Annotated in this window: 22 protein-coding genes and 1 riboswitch; of the genes, 12 read left to right on the top strand and 10 right to left on the bottom strand. The window is 36.0% G+C overall.

Features of this window, described 5'->3' with window-relative positions:
- Positions 1-171: 171 nt before the first annotated feature.
- The gene (locus ACJ004_RS29085) at positions 172-369 is read right to left on the bottom strand and encodes a hypothetical protein (RefSeq protein WP_335502991.1); all 198 of its coding nucleotides are present in this window, start codon (positions 367-369) and stop codon (positions 172-174) included.
- A gap of 211 nt (positions 370-580) precedes the next feature.
- On the opposite strand from ACJ004_RS29085, the gene ACJ004_RS29080 reads away from it, so the two are divergent.
- On the top strand, positions 581-1,465 hold the full coding sequence (locus tag ACJ004_RS29080) for a VanW family protein (protein WP_410896563.1): 885 nt from the start codon (positions 581-583) through the stop codon (positions 1,463-1,465).
- Positions 1,466-1,495: 30 nt separating this feature from the next.
- On the opposite strand, the gene ACJ004_RS29075 is transcribed toward ACJ004_RS29080, so the two are convergent.
- A complete protein-coding gene (locus ACJ004_RS29075) occupies positions 1,496-1,762 on the bottom strand; it encodes a hypothetical protein (protein ID WP_410896562.1) in 267 nt (88 codons plus the stop codon).
- Positions 1,763-2,008: 246 nt separating this feature from the next.
- On the opposite strand from ACJ004_RS29075, the gene ACJ004_RS29070 reads away from it, so the two are divergent.
- On the top strand, positions 2,009-2,722 hold the full coding sequence (locus tag ACJ004_RS29070; protein ID WP_410896595.1) for a class I SAM-dependent methyltransferase: 714 nt from the start codon (positions 2,009-2,011) through the stop codon (positions 2,720-2,722).
- 133 nt (positions 2,723-2,855) lie between these two features.
- A complete protein-coding gene (locus ACJ004_RS29065; RefSeq protein WP_410896561.1) occupies positions 2,856-3,107 on the top strand; it encodes a sigma-G-dependent sporulation-specific acid-soluble spore protein CsgA in 252 nt (83 codons plus the stop codon).
- Between the two features lie 282 nt (positions 3,108-3,389).
- Here the strand turns inward: ACJ004_RS29065 and ACJ004_RS29060 are convergent, their stop codons facing one another.
- The gene (locus ACJ004_RS29060; protein ID WP_410896594.1) at positions 3,390-4,259 is read right to left on the bottom strand and encodes a YitT family protein; all 870 of its coding nucleotides are present in this window, start codon (positions 4,257-4,259) and stop codon (positions 3,390-3,392) included.
- An 821-nt stretch (positions 4,260-5,080) separates the two neighbouring features.
- Here ACJ004_RS29060 and ACJ004_RS29055 point away from each other — a divergent pair.
- The 4 genes from ACJ004_RS29055 to ACJ004_RS29040 all read left to right on the top strand — a co-directional run bounded on the left by ACJ004_RS29055 (position 5,081) and on the right by ACJ004_RS29040 (position 7,839).
- Positions 5,081-6,334, top strand: coding sequence for an erythromycin esterase family protein (locus tag ACJ004_RS29055; RefSeq protein ID WP_410896560.1), 1,254 nt, complete (start codon positions 5,081-5,083; stop codon positions 6,332-6,334).
- 142 nt (positions 6,335-6,476) lie between these two features.
- Positions 6,477-6,680 (top strand): DUF1657 domain-containing protein, encoded by a 204-nt coding sequence (locus ACJ004_RS29050; protein ID WP_410896559.1) that lies wholly within the window; start codon positions 6,477-6,479, stop codon positions 6,678-6,680.
- A 73-nt stretch (positions 6,681-6,753) separates the two neighbouring features.
- Positions 6,754-6,960: a DUF1657 domain-containing protein gene (locus ACJ004_RS29045; RefSeq protein ID WP_410896558.1), complete on the top strand. Its 207-nt coding sequence runs from the start codon at positions 6,754-6,756 to the stop codon at positions 6,958-6,960.
- An 18-nt stretch (positions 6,961-6,978) separates the two neighbouring features.
- On the top strand, positions 6,979-7,839 hold the full coding sequence (locus tag ACJ004_RS29040; protein WP_410896557.1) for a DUF421 domain-containing protein: 861 nt from the start codon (positions 6,979-6,981) through the stop codon (positions 7,837-7,839).
- Positions 7,840-7,894: 55 nt separating this feature from the next.
- Here ACJ004_RS29040 and ACJ004_RS29035 read toward each other — a convergent pair whose 3' ends face one another.
- The gene (locus ACJ004_RS29035) at positions 7,895-8,878 is read right to left on the bottom strand and encodes a DMT family transporter (protein WP_410896556.1); all 984 of its coding nucleotides are present in this window, start codon (positions 8,876-8,878) and stop codon (positions 7,895-7,897) included.
- Positions 8,879-9,085: 207 nt separating this feature from the next.
- Here ACJ004_RS29035 and ACJ004_RS29030 point away from each other — a divergent pair, with 207 nt between their 5' ends.
- Positions 9,086-9,700 (top strand): PH domain-containing protein, encoded by a 615-nt coding sequence (locus tag ACJ004_RS29030; protein WP_410896555.1) that lies wholly within the window; start codon positions 9,086-9,088, stop codon positions 9,698-9,700.
- Between the two features lie 40 nt (positions 9,701-9,740).
- Here ACJ004_RS29030 and ACJ004_RS29025 read toward each other — a convergent pair whose 3' ends face one another.
- Complete coding sequence (locus tag ACJ004_RS29025) at positions 9,741-10,373, bottom strand: nitroreductase family protein (protein WP_410896554.1); 633 nt, start codon at positions 10,371-10,373, stop codon at positions 9,741-9,743.
- Between the two features lie 133 nt (positions 10,374-10,506).
- On the opposite strand from ACJ004_RS29025, the gene ACJ004_RS29020 reads away from it, so the two are divergent.
- Positions 10,507-10,863 carry a winged helix-turn-helix transcriptional regulator gene (locus ACJ004_RS29020; protein ID WP_410896553.1) on the top strand — a complete coding sequence of 119 codons (357 nt, stop codon included), beginning with the start codon at positions 10,507-10,509 and terminating at the stop codon, positions 10,861-10,863.
- Between the two features lie 46 nt (positions 10,864-10,909).
- On the opposite strand, the gene ACJ004_RS29015 is transcribed toward ACJ004_RS29020, so the two are convergent.
- On the bottom strand, positions 10,910-11,722 hold the full coding sequence (locus tag ACJ004_RS29015; RefSeq protein ID WP_410896552.1) for a YitT family protein: 813 nt from the start codon (positions 11,720-11,722) through the stop codon (positions 10,910-10,912).
- 205 nt (positions 11,723-11,927) lie between these two features.
- Positions 11,928-12,119, top strand: a riboswitch (Lysine riboswitch).
- Between the two features lie 105 nt (positions 12,120-12,224).
- Here ACJ004_RS29015 and ACJ004_RS29010 point away from each other — a divergent pair.
- Positions 12,225-13,706 carry an amino acid permease gene (locus tag ACJ004_RS29010; RefSeq protein WP_410896551.1) on the top strand — a complete coding sequence of 494 codons (1,482 nt, stop codon included), beginning with the start codon at positions 12,225-12,227 and terminating at the stop codon, positions 13,704-13,706.
- Positions 13,707-13,796: 90 nt separating this feature from the next.
- On the opposite strand, the gene ACJ004_RS29005 is transcribed toward ACJ004_RS29010, so the two are convergent.
- Positions 13,797-14,021 (bottom strand): helix-turn-helix domain-containing protein, encoded by a 225-nt coding sequence (locus ACJ004_RS29005; protein ID WP_410896550.1) that lies wholly within the window; start codon positions 14,019-14,021, stop codon positions 13,797-13,799.
- A 160-nt stretch (positions 14,022-14,181) separates the two neighbouring features.
- On the opposite strand from ACJ004_RS29005, the gene ACJ004_RS29000 reads away from it, so the two are divergent.
- Positions 14,182-14,355 carry a hypothetical protein gene (locus tag ACJ004_RS29000; protein ID WP_410896549.1) on the top strand — a complete coding sequence of 58 codons (174 nt, stop codon included), beginning with the start codon at positions 14,182-14,184 and terminating at the stop codon, positions 14,353-14,355.
- A gap of 60 nt (positions 14,356-14,415) precedes the next feature.
- On the opposite strand, the gene asnS is transcribed toward ACJ004_RS29000, so the two are convergent.
- Together asnS and ACJ004_RS28990 are read right to left on the bottom strand one after the other, a co-directional pair.
- On the bottom strand, positions 14,416-15,807 hold the full coding sequence (asnS, locus tag ACJ004_RS28995; protein WP_410896548.1) for an asparagine--tRNA ligase: 1,392 nt from the start codon (positions 15,805-15,807) through the stop codon (positions 14,416-14,418).
- 176 nt (positions 15,808-15,983) lie between these two features.
- Positions 15,984-16,865, bottom strand: a complete 882-nt coding sequence (locus ACJ004_RS28990) for an alpha/beta hydrolase (protein WP_410896547.1) — start codon at positions 16,863-16,865, stop codon at positions 15,984-15,986.
- Between the two features lie 199 nt (positions 16,866-17,064).
- Between ACJ004_RS28990 and ACJ004_RS28985 the strand changes: the two genes are divergently transcribed.
- Positions 17,065-17,295: a hypothetical protein gene (locus ACJ004_RS28985; protein WP_410896546.1), complete on the top strand. Its 231-nt coding sequence runs from the start codon at positions 17,065-17,067 to the stop codon at positions 17,293-17,295.
- 16 nt (positions 17,296-17,311) lie between these two features.
- On the opposite strand, the gene ACJ004_RS28980 is transcribed toward ACJ004_RS28985, so the two are convergent.
- A partial coding sequence (locus tag ACJ004_RS28980) for a GNAT family N-acetyltransferase (RefSeq protein ID WP_410896545.1) occupies positions 17,312-17,796 on the bottom strand: 485 nt, incomplete at its 5' end.

The raw sequence follows: 17,796 nt of genomic DNA, 5'->3' as shown, positions 1-17,796 counted from the left end.
TTAATTATACCTGTAAATATTAAATATTCAAATAAATTTCGAAATATTCTTTAAAATTAGTAACTGAGTGGGGATTTACTAAGTGAGTCTGTGGTTTAAAGTTGAGGGGAGGAGGCCAGAAAATGTCTTTTAGTCCTATCTTGATGAAATAGACCATTCCTGACCCTAAAGTTAAAACCTTTTTGTAAATGATCTCTTCTGTTTGTTCATTACTTCATGCGATTTTTCAATAATATCCGTTAGTACATCTCCTTTATAAATTCTACCCAGTTTCAATCCTTGCTGATAATATTCTACAATTTCATCTAACAGCTTAGACGTTTCTTTTGTAATCCTTACATTTAATTGAATTCTCTCGTTTTCGGACATGATATTTCACTCCTATGTAATAATTAGCAATCTGCTAGCACCGTTCTATCCTATTGTTATCATCTTTAAATATACAATATTTCTACAAATTTTTCAGCAGAATCACAAATGTTCATCGAAATTTATCATTTCAAAAATGTTTGAATGAGTTTTTCTTGTTACATGAATTCGCAAACTTCTACCAATATTAAAATGAGGGGGTTTGCTAAGTATGATTTTTTCATTGTTAGTGGGGTATTTATTGTTTACCCAACCGATTACTACTTCACCAGATAGTTTAACGATTACAAAGGACGGCCATCCAGTAGCTATTATTAATCGTGAAGATTTTACCTTTTCCCAAACCGGCTTGCCATTAATTAATACGAATAAGTACAGTAAATTTTTGGATAACTTAGATAACCAATTTTCATTTGATCCGAAAAATGCCAGCTTGGATCAGAATGGTGTTATTATCCCGGAACAAACAGGTTCTAAAATCTATCGGCAGGCCTTTACGGAACAATTTTATGCTTATTTATTCAGTTCTAGAAAGGCAAAGTTAGAATTACCTATCCTTACGGTTTATCCAAAGGTGGATAGTGAATTGCTTGGTGATATTCGCAGCATGAGGATCGGACGGTATGTAACCTCTTTTAATCCACGAAATAAAAAAAGAGCTAACAATATTCAATTGGCAACAAAAGCAATTAACAATTATGTGGTTTTTCCTGGTGAAACATTTTCCTTTAACAAAGTGGTCGGTAAAAGGACAGCTGCCAAGGGGTATTTACGTGCTCCTGTCATCGTTAGAGGCGAATTCTCAGAAGACATCGGCGGAGGGATTTGCCAAGTATCCTCAACCCTTTATAATGCTGTTGACAATGCTGGCGTCAAGATTGTAGAGCGTTTTTCTCATTCAAGAAAGGTCCCTTATATTCCTCCTGGACGAGACGCAACAGTCAGTTGGTATGGACCCGATTTTGAGTTTAAGAATAACTATAACCAGCCTGTGTTAATTAGAGCAAGGACATTAGGCCATCTGTTAATAATTAAAGTTTATTCTTCCGAAAATATAAATTACAAACCTCGGAAAGTCCCCTTTCTCCCATATTAAAAGTCCGCAGCTAATGTGCGGACTTTTTTGTTAACGTTTTTTATTTAAAGCACTCATTAATAGCTCCTCTGAAAACTCCGTTAATGCAGCATTGTCCATTAAATTAAGATTTGTTTTAGGTGCCATGTTTTTCATCATATTTTGAAAAGGAAGTGCAAGATCCTTACGTTTTCCTTTTGTCACTCCAAAAACGGCAGCACTTAAACCAATGCCTACTAGAGATGCCCACATGGCTCCTCTACTTTTTCGTTTTCTTCCAAACATTTTGAAAAACGGCTGAGCCATTATTTTTTTCATCAAAAGCACTCCTTCAAATTGAAATGGAAAGGTTTCTTCCCTTCCATTTCATTAATTTGCACTTGATTAACAGAGAATATTAACAAGAATTACGAACAAAATTAGTTATTACTGGAATATTGGACCTGAAATAGTTTACATAATATTTTTATTTTTACTAATCGAGATGAATACCTGAATAGAAAGAACCTCTCACCACTATTTTACATAAAATGCTACAAGATAAATGAGGTGGTGTCTTTATTTATGGGAGGTTTGACTTATTTTGACTTCTTAGCCAAATTTGGTGTGGGTGGAGCACACCCCGGTGGAATCCCTTTAACAAAAAACATTCTGGCTAGTGAAAATATAACCAACAAATCACGTATCTTAGATGCAGGCTGTGGCACTGGCCAAACAGCAGCATATTTATATCAGCATTACTTTGCAAAGGTAGTTGGCTTAGAAATTAATCCAATCATGATTGAAAAGGCAAGAACAAGATTTCAATCCTTAAATTTCCCGATAAAATTAATCCAAGGATCTGTTGAAAAACTTCCCTTTAAAGACAATAGCTTTGATTTTGTTTTGTCGGAATCCGTTTTAGCTTTTGTTAACAAACCCGCAGCATTAAGGGAATTTTTTAGAGTCTTAAAAAATGGCGGACGTTTGATTGCAAATGAAATGACAATAAATTCGAAGCTTAGTCAAGTGGAAGAATCCGAAATTATGAAATTTTATGCATTGGATTCTTTATTGATGGAAGATGACTGGCGTAATTTATTTGAGCAGGCAGGATTCGAAGAAATAGTAATAAAAACTGAGAGTATGAACATGAGTCATGGAAATAATACCTTGGAATTTAATTTCTCGAACAATTTTGAACCTGAGTTATTTCAAATTTTAAATGAACATGGAAATATGATTTTAAAATATCAAAACATTTTAAGTCATCGAATCATCACATGTTCAAAACTGTAGTAGGATGAACAGCCTCTCGCCTTCCAAGGATGAGTGGCTTTTTTAATTTAATGGGGCAAATATTTCTCTTTACTTATGAGGAATATAATTATTATCTCGTTGAAAAATATGAGTTGAAAGGAATGGTGAAATAATGGATAAAACTTTGGGGTACCTAAGGGAAACTTTATCAAACTATACGGATGATCATTCTGAAGGCGGACATATTTACCGTAAACTATCGGAGGGGCACTATACTTCTGAAGAGTCTTTTGTTCGAGATTTAAACCAAAAAGAAATTAATTTTCTAAATAAAATACTTCCTAAAGAAATTAACTATGCAAAAGATGAGCAAGATGAAAAAAGAGCAAAAGAGCTAAATGAAGTTTTCGAACTTTTATTCTAAAACAACAGCCATTTGAAAAAGAGCACATCAATAGAACTATAAAAGATGGCAGAATGATCTGCCATCTTTTTTGGAAATAATTCATATTTTGCAGTTTTATTTCCTAGGTAAGCGCATGGTACGACAAAACACCGCCCAAACTCCGTAATATTCTGCATTAAGCGACATGAAATAAAAAGAAATTACAAGCTATTTATATTTTTAATTACAAATTAATCCTCATAACGACAAAATACCCATTTTTATCATATTCAGGCGCGGGGTAAATAAGAACTATCTTTACTAATGGATGTCTTTTTTCTTAAATCTTCCACCACGAACTTCCGCAATATCCGCAACTGCTAAAAAGGCATTATCATCATAGTCAGTAACTATTTCCTTCAATTTTGCTTCTTCAAGACGATTGATTACGCAAAAAATGACTTTTTTATCATCACCTGAATATGCGCCCTCTCCATTGATATAAGTGACACCACGACCTAGACGATTCATAATTGCGTCTCCGATTTGTTGGGCATTGTCACTTATGATCCACACCGATTTAGATTCATCAAGCCCTGTAATGGTAATATCAATCGTTTTGTAAGCTACAAAATAGGCAATAAGCGAATACATTGCGCGGTCCCAAGTAAAGACAAAACCTGCACACGCTAGAATAAAGAGGTTAAAAAACATAATGATTTCCCCAACAGAAAAAGGAAGCTTTTTATTAAAAAGAATCGCTAAAATTTCGGTTCCGTCCAATGAACCACCATACCGAATCACCAATCCAACTCCAATACCAAGCACAATGCCCCCAAATACCGTTGCAAGGAGAATATCTTGTGTAAAAGCTGGCACGGGATGAAGTAAAGTTGTTCCAATCGAAAGAATTATGATTCCATAAAGTGTGGATAATGCGAAGGTTTTCCCTATTTGTTTATAACCAATAAAGAAAAAAGGTATATTAAGAATAAAGAGGAACATTCCTAATTTCCATCCTGTTACATACGAAAGCATAATGGAGATTCCAGTGATTCCACCATCAATGACATTATTAGGTACGAGAAATATCTCTAGCCCTACAGCCATTAGGGCGGCACCTAATGTTATCAATAAAATACGTTGAAAGATCTTTCTCTTTGATAATCTCCGATGTTGTATTTTTGCCATAATCGCTTCCTGCTGTTCAATTAAATTCAATTCTTGTGTTCCTGGCATTATCTGGCCCCTTTCAAAATTAATTTCCTAAATCCATTATAACGAATTAACCTTTCTATTTATAATGAAATGCTCTTTTATTTACTCAAATCAAAATAAAAAGGAGCTGCTTCAATGTTTGAAGCAACTCCTTAATTTTTATTAACATCTCAGGAGACCCAACCATGACATCGGCTGATACTTGAACCAATTATTCATTCCAAGTAGTCGTTTCGAACAAAATGGAACATTGTTCAGTCCGCCAATATGTGTTTGTTCCGTTGAAGGAATTAATTCACATGAAAATAATGGAATTCAAATTCCTAAAAGAAACAAATTTTCGGTTTGTTACCGATTGAGACTCATTTCTCCATCATTTGGATGATTGGCTTCTTGGCAATTCATCCTTTTTGGAAAGGTTCAATAACATTTCTATTGATAAATCTTAAACTTTTTCCTTTGATAAGGTTTCCTACGGATTACAGAGATACCAATTATGAAAGGATTTTGTTTTAGGATTTAGCCTTTCCTTAAAGTGTAACAATCGCTCCACCTACCAAATGATTGTATAGGAATAACCTTACTACTCGTTCACAAACGGAACGAACACGTATGGTTGAGCCTCCTAAGATGGTAATCTTTATTCTATCTTCCACACTTAAATTATATCACGTAATTTTTTGAATTTACGGACTACTTGTGTCAAATATGTGAATTATTGGATATTTAAGCGGATGAAGATAAGGGTACATTGATATCAAAACCAAGTATTTTGGAAAGGAATGCTTCCCCTTATGATTAATGCCATTAATAAATACGCCAAATCTTTTGACACAGTTGAAAATCTAGATCCATTAATCGAGGCGATTGGTGATGCAAAATATGTGCTCCTAGGGGAATCTTCTCATGGAACCTCGGAGTTTTATTCTCTCAGAGCAGAGTTGTCCAAGAGGCTGATTAAAGAAAAAGGCTTTTCCTTTATTGCAGTTGAAGGTGATTGGCCCTCCTGCCAAAGTATCAATCAATACATTAAGGGTTTTAACCAAACTACAAAGGAGGTACGGAAGGTCCTTGAAAGTTTTAATCGTTGGCCAACTTGGATGTGGGCAAACCATGAGATCATTCATCTAATCGAGTGGCTGAAGGATTATAATCAACAAAATAACAGTTCCCAATCAGTTGGTTTTTATGGACTGGATGTGTATAGTCTTTGGGAAAGTATGGATGAAATTATACATTATTTAGAAAGAACCAATTCCCCCAGCCTTAAGGAAGCTAAAAAAGCTTTTTCGTGCTTTGAACCCTTTAATCGCAATCATGATTCCTATGCTGTATCTGCAGGGTATCTCTCTGAAAACTGCACAAAAGAAGCACTTGAGCTTCTCGAATCTATCCAGGAAAACAAATGGAAAATTGACGATGATCAGGAAATGAGCCTAAATATGGAGGTTAACGCCCTTGTCACGGCTAATGCTGAAGAATATTACCGGACAATGGTCAAAAGTGACTCTAAATCATGGAATGTACGTGATCAACACATGGTCGAAGCTCTAAACTCCGTAATGAACTTTTACGGAGAAAAAGCAAAAGTCATCATCTGGGAGCATAATACTCATGTCGGAGATGCCAGAGCAACAGACATGAAGGATGATGGAATGGTGAATGTAGGCCAAATTATTAGAGAACAAAATGGCGCGGAACATGTATTTATCGTTGGGTTTGGAACTTATAGTGGTACGGTGGTAGCGTCAACGGAATGGGGAAAAGATTTTCAAATTATGCAAGTGCCTCCAGCTCAATTTGGCAGTTGGGAATCGCTCATGCATAAGACCGGTGCTGCTAATAAATACTTACTATTTACTAATCAAAATCGTCATGAATTTTCGACAATAATTGGTCATCGTGCAATAGGTGTGGTTTATCGACCGGAATACGAACATTTTGGTAATTATGTCCCTTCCTACATGAGTCAACGGTACGATAGCTTTATTTATTTTGATCAAACCAAGGCGTTACATCCCCTTGTTTTGGAACATGTACTTTTATAATTAAAAAGTCTTCCTTCAATCACTAGAAGGAAGACCTTTCTTGCAGTTTGAAAAATTAATTCGGCTTATGTATACATAACCAATGGGATAATCCACATACTATTTTTGTATTTCAATATTTACACGAAAGAAGGATTAATTTATGACTGTTGGAACACAAGTAAAACAAGCATTAGCTGGGCTAAAAAGTGCACAGGCAAGTTTTGAAACCTTCGCATTAGCAACAGATAACCAAAATGCAAAGCAGCTTTATCAACAAGCGGCTCAACAAACTCAATCAGTTCTAGATACCCTTGAACCACGGCTTCAAGAAATTATTAAGGAAGAACCTCAATATAATCAATAGAGCAGTTTTAGGTTGGCATTTCTGCCAACCCCTTTTTGATATATAGAATCCCTTATGAAAGGAAGTTAATTCTGTGACAATCGCTTCAAATGTCAAGCAATGTCTATCAACTATAAAAGGAATCGAATCACAATTGGCTTCTTTCGCTTTAAATTCTCTTGATAGTGAAGCACAAGTTATTTTTAATCAAGCCATGTTAACGGTTGGAGAAGTAAAAAAGGATCTCCAGTACCGTGTATTAGAACTTGAACGAAATGAACCCCAATACAAAGGGTCATAAATCTTGAGGTGAGAAATGATGCCAGGTTGGGTTTTGATAATCGTCCGTTCGTTAGTCTTCTTGGTACTCTTATTTGTTACAACCAAAGTACTCGGAAAGAAACAAATCTCGGAACTCTCTTTCTTTGAGTATGTTGCAGGTATTACTATTGGAAGTATTGCTGGTGAAGTCGTAACTGGTTTAGAAGGTAATATGGTCCATGGTGCACTGGCACTTGTAGTTTTTGGATTTGTTACTTTTTTAGTTAATTTCTTAGCAATAAAAAGTAAAAAATTTAGTGATTTCGCTGAAGGAAAAAGTACCGTCGTTATTAAGGATGGAAAAATATTAGAAGAAAACTTGAAAAAAGAAAAATATACCCTTGACGAATTATCAGCTCTTCTCCGTCAGAAGAATATTTTTAAGTTTGCTGATATAGAATTTGCTGTTTTGGAACCGCGAGGAAATTTAAGCGTTTTATTAAAAAAGGAAAACCAACCCCTTACACCAAAAGATTTACAAATGAAAATGCCGAATGAGAAGGAACCGCAAACTGTCATTATGGATGGAAACATTGTTGATGAATCATTAAGATGTGCGGGAAAAGGCAGAGGTTGGTTATACACAGAGTTAGATAAACTAGAGGTAACACTAGATAATGTATTTTTAGGACAAGTGGATTCTTACGGGGAACTCACGGTGGATCTTTATGACGATAAAATTCAGGTGCCAGCACCCGCTCAACGTCCACTCCTGCTGGCTACGCTTAAAAAAGTTCAGGCTGATTTGGAGATTTTTTCACTTGAAACCAATTGTGAAAAATCAAAAGAAATGTACAAGCGAAATGCAGAAAAAGTTCAAAAAACCATTGATATGTTAAGTCCTTTTTTAAACGGTTAGCCATAATTAGAAACTAAAATCCTTATCAATTTCAATTGATAAGGATTTACCATTTCTAGCTATTCATTTTTAATGGATTTTCTGTACGGATGATTTTCTGGTTACTCTTATGTGAAAAAAAGCTGTGTAGTATCATTCCAACCATGACTAGAATCATCCCCCACCAGGATAACTGCGTTGGAAATACGCTGTGTAGAAGGATCAATTCACCAATAACCGCAAATAAAACTTCCACCGATTGGGTTGCCTCAACAGCAGCAAGTTTTTGCATATTTCCTCTTACAAGATCGGTTGCCTTGAAAAATAAAATCGTTGCAATTACTCCTGATGATATGGCAACAAGACCCGATTGGACTAATTGCCCTTTGCTTGGTGTACCGACCGTTAATAGGCCATATAAGGATAAAACAATCCAAATCGGCAGACTAGCTATTGTCATCCCTAATACACGTTGAAAAACATCAAGCCGTCCCCCACAAATATCCATCATTTTTCGGTTACCTAGAGGATAAGCAAATGAAGCAATGATAACTGGAAGTACTCCTAGGGAAATCGCCCCAAGCGAAATATGATTGGACTGTTCGAATTGCATCAAAATAATCCCTAAGAGAATAATCACTGACATTCCTAAGCCCTTAAAAGGGATTTTCCCCTTTTGTTGGATGGGACCTTTTTCAGTCATAACCCTTTCATAAAAAAAGGGAGCTAGCAACGAACCTGAGATAATCGTTACCTGCCATGTGGCTGCAATGAGCCAGCCGGGCGCATAGGCGGCAGAAAAACAAATAGGACCATAAAACAGGCCAAAGCCAACCGAACTCCATAATAGCCAAGCACCTGGACGCTTTTTCATTTCTAAAAGCAATGGTTTAAGATTTTTTCGTCCAATCACGATCATGAACAAGAATGGTACCATAAAGAAATACCTTAATGAGGCACTCCATAACCAGCTCCCGCCTGCTTGATCCATTGATCTGTTGAGGATAAATGTGAATGCAAAAAAGAAAGCCGCAAAGATGCCTAGAATGATCGGCCGCATGATTCTTCTCTCCCTCCATTCTTCTGTTTTTAATATGTATATAGTGTATTTTCTATTAAAACAGGAAAACCATCAAGATGTAAACTTTTTCTTTTCATGTGAATATAAACTCATTTTAACGAATAAAGTTTTTTGAATACAGTTGAAACTTTCTTTCCCTCTATTCGTAAAAGAAAAAGTAAAAATAAAAAAGTGAGGTTGATACTCATGTTTGGAAAAGTAGCTGCAGATATTTTGGGATTAAGTGATGTAGGTTCTGTTATTAAGCCAGAAAACTATGATAAGGTGGACTCAGACGATTATGTCATGCATGAAGATAATGAGAAAATTTATTTCCTCATCAAATCAAAATCGGATGAATATTGTTTTACCAACAACGCACTCATTCATTTAGATGGTACAAGTGCAACCAGCAAAAAGCGAATGCTTCATCGCTATAGTTATGCAACAAACAGAATTTCCGAGGTTAAACTGGAAACAGCTGGAACGGTCGACCTTGATGTGGAAATAAAATTTAAAATCGGTTCAGAGCCTTTCTCCATCGATGTACATAAGAAACATATTGAGGAAGTTAAGGATTTATATAAAGCCCTTATAAAAATTTCTGAAATCTCACATGAAAATGAAATTTCCCTTCAGTTTGCCAAACAAAGCCTAGATGTCGCCTCCACTACTTTAGGCCGCGTGACAAGTGCAGACAGCAATTTGGTTGTTCAATTTAAAATGTTAAATCAAGCTGCCTTTCAATGGTTAGAAGACAGCAAAAAACAATATATGGTAAAAGACTTCGGCTATGTATTTGAAAAGTATATTAATAATTAAAATCAGCAGGCGCATGAAATTCTTTCATGCGCCTTCCCTTTTACTTATAGTCTATTAAAACATCTTCCAAAGGCAAACGTGTGGTATTGAAAGCTGGCGCAGCAGCCTTCCCTACGGAAATCAACACAATTGGGAATAATCGATCTTCAATATTAAACATTTTCACAAATTTTTCTTTGTCAAATCCCCCCATGGGAACGGTATCATATCCTCTATTCTTTGCAATTAACATCAATTGCATCGACACTAAGCCTGCATCAAATGAAGCAATATTTTTTAAAACTTCTTCTGACGCAAATGGGTAAGTTTTATTGGTCCCTTCGATTAATCGATTCATATTAGTCTCATCCATAAAACCAGCATCATAGGCACTTCGATAAACTTTTTCTACGTTTTTATACATTTCCTTGTCACCTAAGACAGCAATCACCGCGGATGCAGTTTCCACCTGCTCTTGATTGTTAGCCACCGTTCTAAGTTCCTTTTTAACCTCTTGGTCCTGAATGACAATAAAACGCCAAGGTTGTAGATTACTAGAGGATGGGGCTTGTGTTGCTTCCTTTAACATATCATTGATTTCTTCTTGAGAAATTTTATATGTTGAATCATATTTTCTAACAGAGCGACGTTCTTTGATCACTTCAGATAAACTTTTCGAAACGGTTGTTTGCATGAGAGAATTCCCCCTAATTAATTTAACTTACTAAAAGTAAGTACAAAAGCATCTTACTATTAGTAAGTACCTTTCGTCAAGAAATTAAACTATGGTATGATAGAACTAGAAAAGTAAAAAAGAGGGATTTTATATGAGTGAACCTAAAAACCAAAATTGTATGACTCAGTCCGCTGAGGAAATTAAGCATATATGTACCAATTTTCATAATGCGATTGAATTTATAGGTAAACGTTGGATGGGTTCTGTTATTTTTTCGCTCCTCGATGGACCGAAGCGCTACCATGAAATTGTTTCCTCGATTCCTGGAATTTCTGATCGACTGTTAACCGAACGGTTGCGAGATTTAGAAAATGAAGGATTGATTGTCAAAAGAGTGATTGCCACATCACCTAAAAAAGTGGAATATGACTTAACCCAAGCGGGTAAGGAGCTTGAAGAGGTGATCCATGTGATGATGAAATGGATAAAAAAGCGAGGGAAATCCTAATTAAACAAAAAGGCTTGCTCTATTTAATAGATGCAAACCTTTTTGTTTACGGACTTGGCCGATGAAACAATCCCATGACTTCAATTGTTTCTGTTATATTAACAAAAGCACATGAATCGACTTCCGTGATTAAGTTTTTAACTTCATTAAGTTCGTATCTAGAAATGACCGTTATTAATACATTCCGCTGGTTATTTGAATATCCGCCAACACCATCCATAACGGTTAAACCTCGATACAAATTTTTCAGTAAATGATGTCTCATCTCTTCGCCTTTATCTGTGATAATCATTAACGTTAATTTAGCATGGTCTGTATAGATTGCATCGACAACTTTACCTGTCACAAAAATGGAAACTAAGGTATAAAGAGCAGAATCCCAATCAAATAAAAATCCGCTGATCAAAATCACAACTGCATTCATGCCTGAAAGTAAAACACCAATTGGGAAATCTCTTTTTCTTGCTACAATCATGCCAATAATATCAAATCCTCCGGTCGATCCAGAACAGCGGAAAACAATTCCAACACCTAAACCGGTTAACGCTCCACCAAAAATAGCTGAGAGAATGGTATCATCTGCAATGGCATAAACGGGAATTAAATAAAGTCCAATTGAGATAATGATCACTGAAAAAATCGAATTTACGATAAATTTTTTCCCTAACATTTTATATCCAATAATTAATAAAGGAAAATTTAGCAGGAAATTTGCTACCCCTGTATTAACCGGTGAGATCATCCCTAATATCATTGAAATTCCGCTTAATCCGCTGCTCAACACTTCATGCGGGATTAAAAAAAGGTTAAAGGCAACCACAATAATTAGAGATCCCAACATCATTCCAACAATCTGCATGGTACAAATCCTCCTAATACAAACAGGCAATTAATTCTATTTAAAAATAATACAGATTCTCTCTCTTAAAGTAAAATAAAAAATTTATTTTAAAAAAATAAATTATCTGTTTATTACGGAATTGATTTTTACATATTGACATTTCTATATGAATCCATATAGTATACTAGTATATTAACTTAATGATACTAAATCCTCATCAAACCGATGAGGTAGAGGTCGCGGTTTTTATTAGTAAAGCGGACGAGATGTGTGAGACATCCCTGACTCCGTTTGAAAGGAAAATCCGCCGAAGTGTGCTTTCATCTCTTCAAAAAGCATGCTGGGGCTGTCTCCTAATAGGAACAGAACTGTCACGATTAGTCCTACCAGCTTATCGTGTTGAGCTATCTTTCGGAAGGTATGATGCGGGGTATTTACAATGCCATCGATTATTCCTCGATGGCATTTTTATATTCCAAACTCCTTCTCGAAAAACAAGAAGAAAAGAGGAGTTAAGATTATGCAAACAGCGAGAGTATTAAAAGAAGCTGAAAACACTAGTGATTTAACTATACAAAGAGATCCATCAGAATTAAAAAGAGGTTTAAAATCTCGTCACCTTACCATGATTTCCCTTGGTGGGACGATTGGAACTGGGCTTTTTCTTGCTAGTGGCGGCGCGATCCATAGCGCAGGACCCGGAGGGGCTATCCTTTCCTATCTAGTTATTGGGATTATGGTTTTCTTTTTGATGCAAGGATTAGCCGAAATGGGTGCCTATATGCCCGTTGCCGGAAGCTTTAGTACGTATGCAACCAAATTTGTCGATCCTTCCCTTGGTTTTGCCTTAGGCTGGAACTATTGGTATAACTGGGCCATAACCATTGCTGCAGAATTAGCTGCGGTAACCATGATCATGAAATTCTGGTTTCCTGATACGCCCTCATTTATTTGGAGCGGCATCTTTTTAGTGATTATGTTTCTCTTAAACTACCTTTCTGTCAAAGGATTTGGAGAAGCAGAATATTGGTTTTCCTTAATTAAAGTGGTAACAGTAATTATTTTTGTTATTACAGGTGCGTTAATGATTTTCGGGATCATGGGTAATGATGCACCCGGCTTCAAAAACTTCACAATTGGTGATGCACCCTTTCACGGCGGCTTTATGTCGATGCTGGGAATCTTTATGGCTGCTGGCTTCTCCTTCCAAGGAACTGAGCTTTTAGGCGTCGCTGCTGGTGAAACAGAAGATCCAAAGAAAGCCATCCCACGTGCAGTTAAGCAGGTGTTCTGGCGTATTTTATTATTTTATATATTAGCTATCTTAGTCATCGGACTTCTTATTCCTTATACAAACGATAATTTAGCAAATGGTGATATTACTGTTAGCCCATTTACTTTGGTTTTACAAAAGGCAGGAATTGCTTTCGCTGCATCAATCATGAATGCTGTTATCTTAACGGCTGTCTTATCGGCAGGGAATTCAGGAATGTACGCCTCCACTCGAATGCTTTGGGATTTGGCCCGTCAAGGTAAAGCCCCAAAGTTCCTTGGTAAATTAAACAAAAAAGGTGTTCCAGTTAATGCTTTAATTGCAACAACCTTAGTGGGAACACTCGCTTTCCTTGCTTCATTCTTTGGAGATGGAACGGTTTATGTCTGGTTATTAAATGCTTCAGGAATGTCTGGCTTTATCGCATGGTTAGGGATTGCTGTCTGTCATTATCGTTTCCGTAAAGCATTTATTGCCCAAGGAAAAGATCTGAACTCACTGCCCTATAAATCAAAATTCTTCCCATTTGGTCCAATTTTCGCCTTTCTAGTTTGCGGAATTGTTGTCCTAGGCCAAAACTATTCTGCCTTCACGGGTGACCAAATAGATTGGAATGGTGTTTTAGTTTCATATATCGGCCTGCCATTATTCCTTATTGTGTGGCTTGGTTATAAATTCACAAAAAAAACAAAGGTTATTCCTTTAGATAAATGTGATTTGAAGAATTAATCTTTTTTAAAATAGCACGCAAAACGCGTGCTATTTTTTTACAGCTTAAACAAAAAACAGACTCATAATCGAGTCTGTTAATTAATGGTGCTATGCTTTTTTCTTCTCAGAAGACCAAACATATAAATCTTCAATACGACAATTCAATTCTTTGGAAATTGTCATCGCAGTATTTAAGTTCATTACTTTCTTTGACAAGTAGTCGTTCAGTTGAGTTTGGGGAATATTTGTATTCCTTTCCAAACTTTCCAAGTCCATGCCGTTTTTAGATAATAAATCCTTGAGGTTACTTTTTTTTGCTTTATAATTTGTCAAAATGACACCTCACTTTTATTAAAGCATAACACATTAAATTTGTTTTTGAAAGGAAGAGCGATTTCCTCTTTCCATCTATGCGCAAATTTCCCATAAGTAAGAAATGAGTTTAGGGATTTTATGATATACTAAATAGGGAATAGGTAAAGGGGTGTTAAATTTGAAAAACTCAAATAATCTATACAAAAACGGACAATCAGTAAACATTATAGAAACGGGTGAAGTCGTCACCATTTTAAAATCACAATATGTCAAAAACATGAAAAGATATTCTTATATCGTTAAGGAACATCCAGAAACCTTCTTTTTCGAAGAAGAATTGAAAAATCTTTAATAAAAAAGGAGAAAGCTGATTTTGCGTATCTAATCAGCCTTCTCCTTTTATTATTTGTCCTTAAAAATCGGCATTTCCTGTTGTTCTTGGGAACGGGATTACGTCTCTAATATTGGTCATTCCAGTGAGGTACATAATTAATCGTTCAAAACCAATACCATAGCCCGAATGCTTCGTACCGCCATATTTTCGTAATTCTAGGTACCACCAGTAATCTTCTTCATTCATACCAAGTTCATTAATTTTACCAGCCAAGATTTCTTCACGCTCTTCACGCTGACTGCCGCCAATCAATTCACCAATTCCAGGTACAAGTAAATCAGTTGCTGCTACTGTTTTGTTGTCTTCATTTAGTCTCATATAGAAGGCTTTGATTTCTTTTGGATAATCTGTAACAAATACAGGGCGTTTAAATACTTTTTCACTTAAATAACGTTCATGCTCTGTTTGCAGGTCAAGTCCCCATTCTACTGGATAGGCAAACGTTTCACCAGAATCCTTTAAAATATTAATCGCTTCCGTATATGTCACACGGCCAAAGTCAGCTGTATAGGCATTATTTAAACGGTCTAATAAACCTTTTTCGATAAAGCTGTTAAAGAAATTCATTTCTTCAGGTGCTTGTTCTAACACATACCCGATGACATATTTGACCATTTCCTCCGCTAAATCCATGATATCTGGCAATTCAGCAAAGGCAATCTCTGGTTCTACCATCCAAAATTCAGCAGCATGTCTTGCTGTGTTGGAGTTTTCTGCTCTAAACGTTGGGCCAAAAGTATAGACATTCCGGAAAGCCAACGCAAATGCCTCAGCCGACAACTGTCCGCTAACGGTTAAATTGGTTTCTTTGTTAAAGAAATCTTTTGTAATATCCGTTTTGCCTTCTTCATTTTTCGGAAGATTGTCCATATCTAAGGTAGTTACCCGGAACATTTCCCCCGCACCTTCTGTATCACTACCGGTGATGATTGGAGAGTGAACATACACAAATCCTTTATCTTGGAAAAACTTATGAAGGGCATAGGAAGCAAGGGATCTCACCCGAAAAACGGCTGAAAACGTATTGGTTCTTGGTCGTAAATGAGCAATTGTTCGTAAATATTCAAACGAATGCTTCTTCTTTTGTAATGGATAATCGACACTTGACGTACCTTCAATCACAATGTCAATCGCTTTAATTTCAAAAGGCTGTTTCGCTTGAGGAGTATGAATAAAATCTCCTCTAACCCTAATCGATGAGCTGATAGGGAGTTTGGCAATTTCTTTAAAGTTTTGTAACTGCTCATCAAATACGATTTGCACCCCTTTAAAAAAGCTGCCATCGTTTAATTCAATGAATCCAAAAGTTTTCGAATCACGAATGGTGCGAATCCATCCAGATAATTCAACGTTTTGGTCAATATAGCTTTCCGTATTCCTGTAAAGGTCCTTGATTAAGGCTTGTTTCATTGGTTTTCCTCCTAAATCATATGTAAAAAAGTAAAAAACCTTCCATCCCGATTGGGACGAAAGGTAAAATTCCACATTACTATCATCGTTTTTCTTTTATCCCTTCAATATTATATAAAATACCATATCAATTAAGCAATTTTCAACAATATTTCCGGTTTGAAAGTGAATTTATTTTAGTTTGTGGTAAATTCTGTTGGAAACTTGCCATTTTGACCAGTAAATTGCTCATCCAGCCATTCTAGACGGTCGGTTAAGGCCTGATCGCAATTGGAAAATAAATGATTGGTATCATACCAACTGATATTTTTAGGAGAGCTTGCAGACGAATAAAAAGTCACGGCTTGTTCTCGATCGATGTATTCGTCATTGTCAGCAAACTGAAAAAAGATCGAAGCTGGAGAAGCATTTTTAACATAATGAATCGCATCCAATTTTTTCAGACTCGAAATAAAGTATTCATATCGTTCAGGAGGCAGGAAGCTGCGAATTAACCTTGCTATCGGATGCTCACTTGTCAGTTGCATTTCTGAGACCTTCCCATAGCCGGATATCAAGATAAACGATTTTATTCGATTATCAATGCCTGAAAGGATACCACCCCATGCTGCCCCTATCCCGTGCCCAATAAAAGCGATTCGAGCTTCATTCACCTTTGGTAGCTTACTTAGCAATGTAACTCCCCTTCTAATTTCAATAACTGATTGAATGTATTTTTGAATATCTGCCATTTCTTCAATCGTCTTTTTAAATTCTTTTTTCCTTCCAGATTTCTGTTGTTCAAATCCTCTTAAGTATTGAGCTTCAATTAATAGGGTTACATATCCTTTGGTAGCAAGCAACTCCGCTTCACGGAAAAATGTCTTTCGATTTCCTTGACTTGGGTGCATAAATATTAATCCAGGAAGTGGGCCTGTTTTATGTGGTACGAGGAGATAAGCAGATACCTCCCCTTTGAAAGGGCTTTCAAATTTAACATCAACAATGTTAAAACTATCTTTCGAAATTGAGTTAATCACCTCAAATCCAGAAAGTGTTTCTTCCTTGAATTCAAACATTCCCTACCCCTCCCCGCGAAGAATCCCTTGTATAATTTATTTGAATTTTCTGATTAATAGACCATGTTATCGATAATTCTTATCAATATACAAACTCTCTGAATTTCTTTGAAAATATTCTGAATATTAGCAGGAAAAACGTTGCTTCTCGTCGAAATAGTAAAAAAATGTTATTTTTGATTATAGAGGAGTGGTAATTGTGGATAAGGTAACATGTATTGCCTACCTATTATACAAGTCATCTAAGAATCAAGACATTAGAGAAATAGCAATCGAATTATTAAACGGAGATGTGTCCCTTCGTGAATTAAAAAAAATTGCGTCAATTCAGACACATGTGGTCATAGCAGAATCGCTGTTGAAAAAGAATCAAATCGACAAAGATCAAGTTCAGCTCTTTGCTGAGCAATTTATGTATTTAGAGGTATAACTTTTTAGGTTGGAAGTTATTGTCCGATTTGTTTTTCATAACAAAAAATACCACTTCCATTTTTTAGGGTTGCTGTACTATAATAGATAAATCCTAATGCTTCCCAAAAGCGTTGTGCTCGTAAGTTATCTTTTAATACACCAATTCTAACGACTTTCTTACCTCGTTTAAGCATCTCATTTTCGTATACTGCAAATCCCTGTGCACCGAACCCATATCCTTGATAATCGCCATGTAGCAGTAATAAACCAAGCCAAGGGTACTGGTCCTTCGGATTTTCTAACAAGTAATCAATTATTCCAATGTATGTATCATCTAGCTTTATAAATGCACTGATTGAATTAGGATTTAAGAATTCTTCTTCCATGTCAGCAAGTGATCTGGCCTCTTGGCCATTTTCCAAAATATTATATTCTGGATTCGAGTTAATTATTTCGAGTGCAATATACAACGTTTCTTTTTTAACCTCTTCAAAATACATTGAAATCGGCAACCTCCATT

It is taken from the genome of Neobacillus sp. 204 (genome assembly GCF_046562815.1).
Lineage (GTDB): Bacteria > Bacillota > Bacilli > Bacillales > Cytobacillaceae > Neobacillus.
The sequence above is the reverse complement of the archived record's forward strand: the minus strand, read 5'-3'. Positions and strand labels throughout refer to the sequence as shown.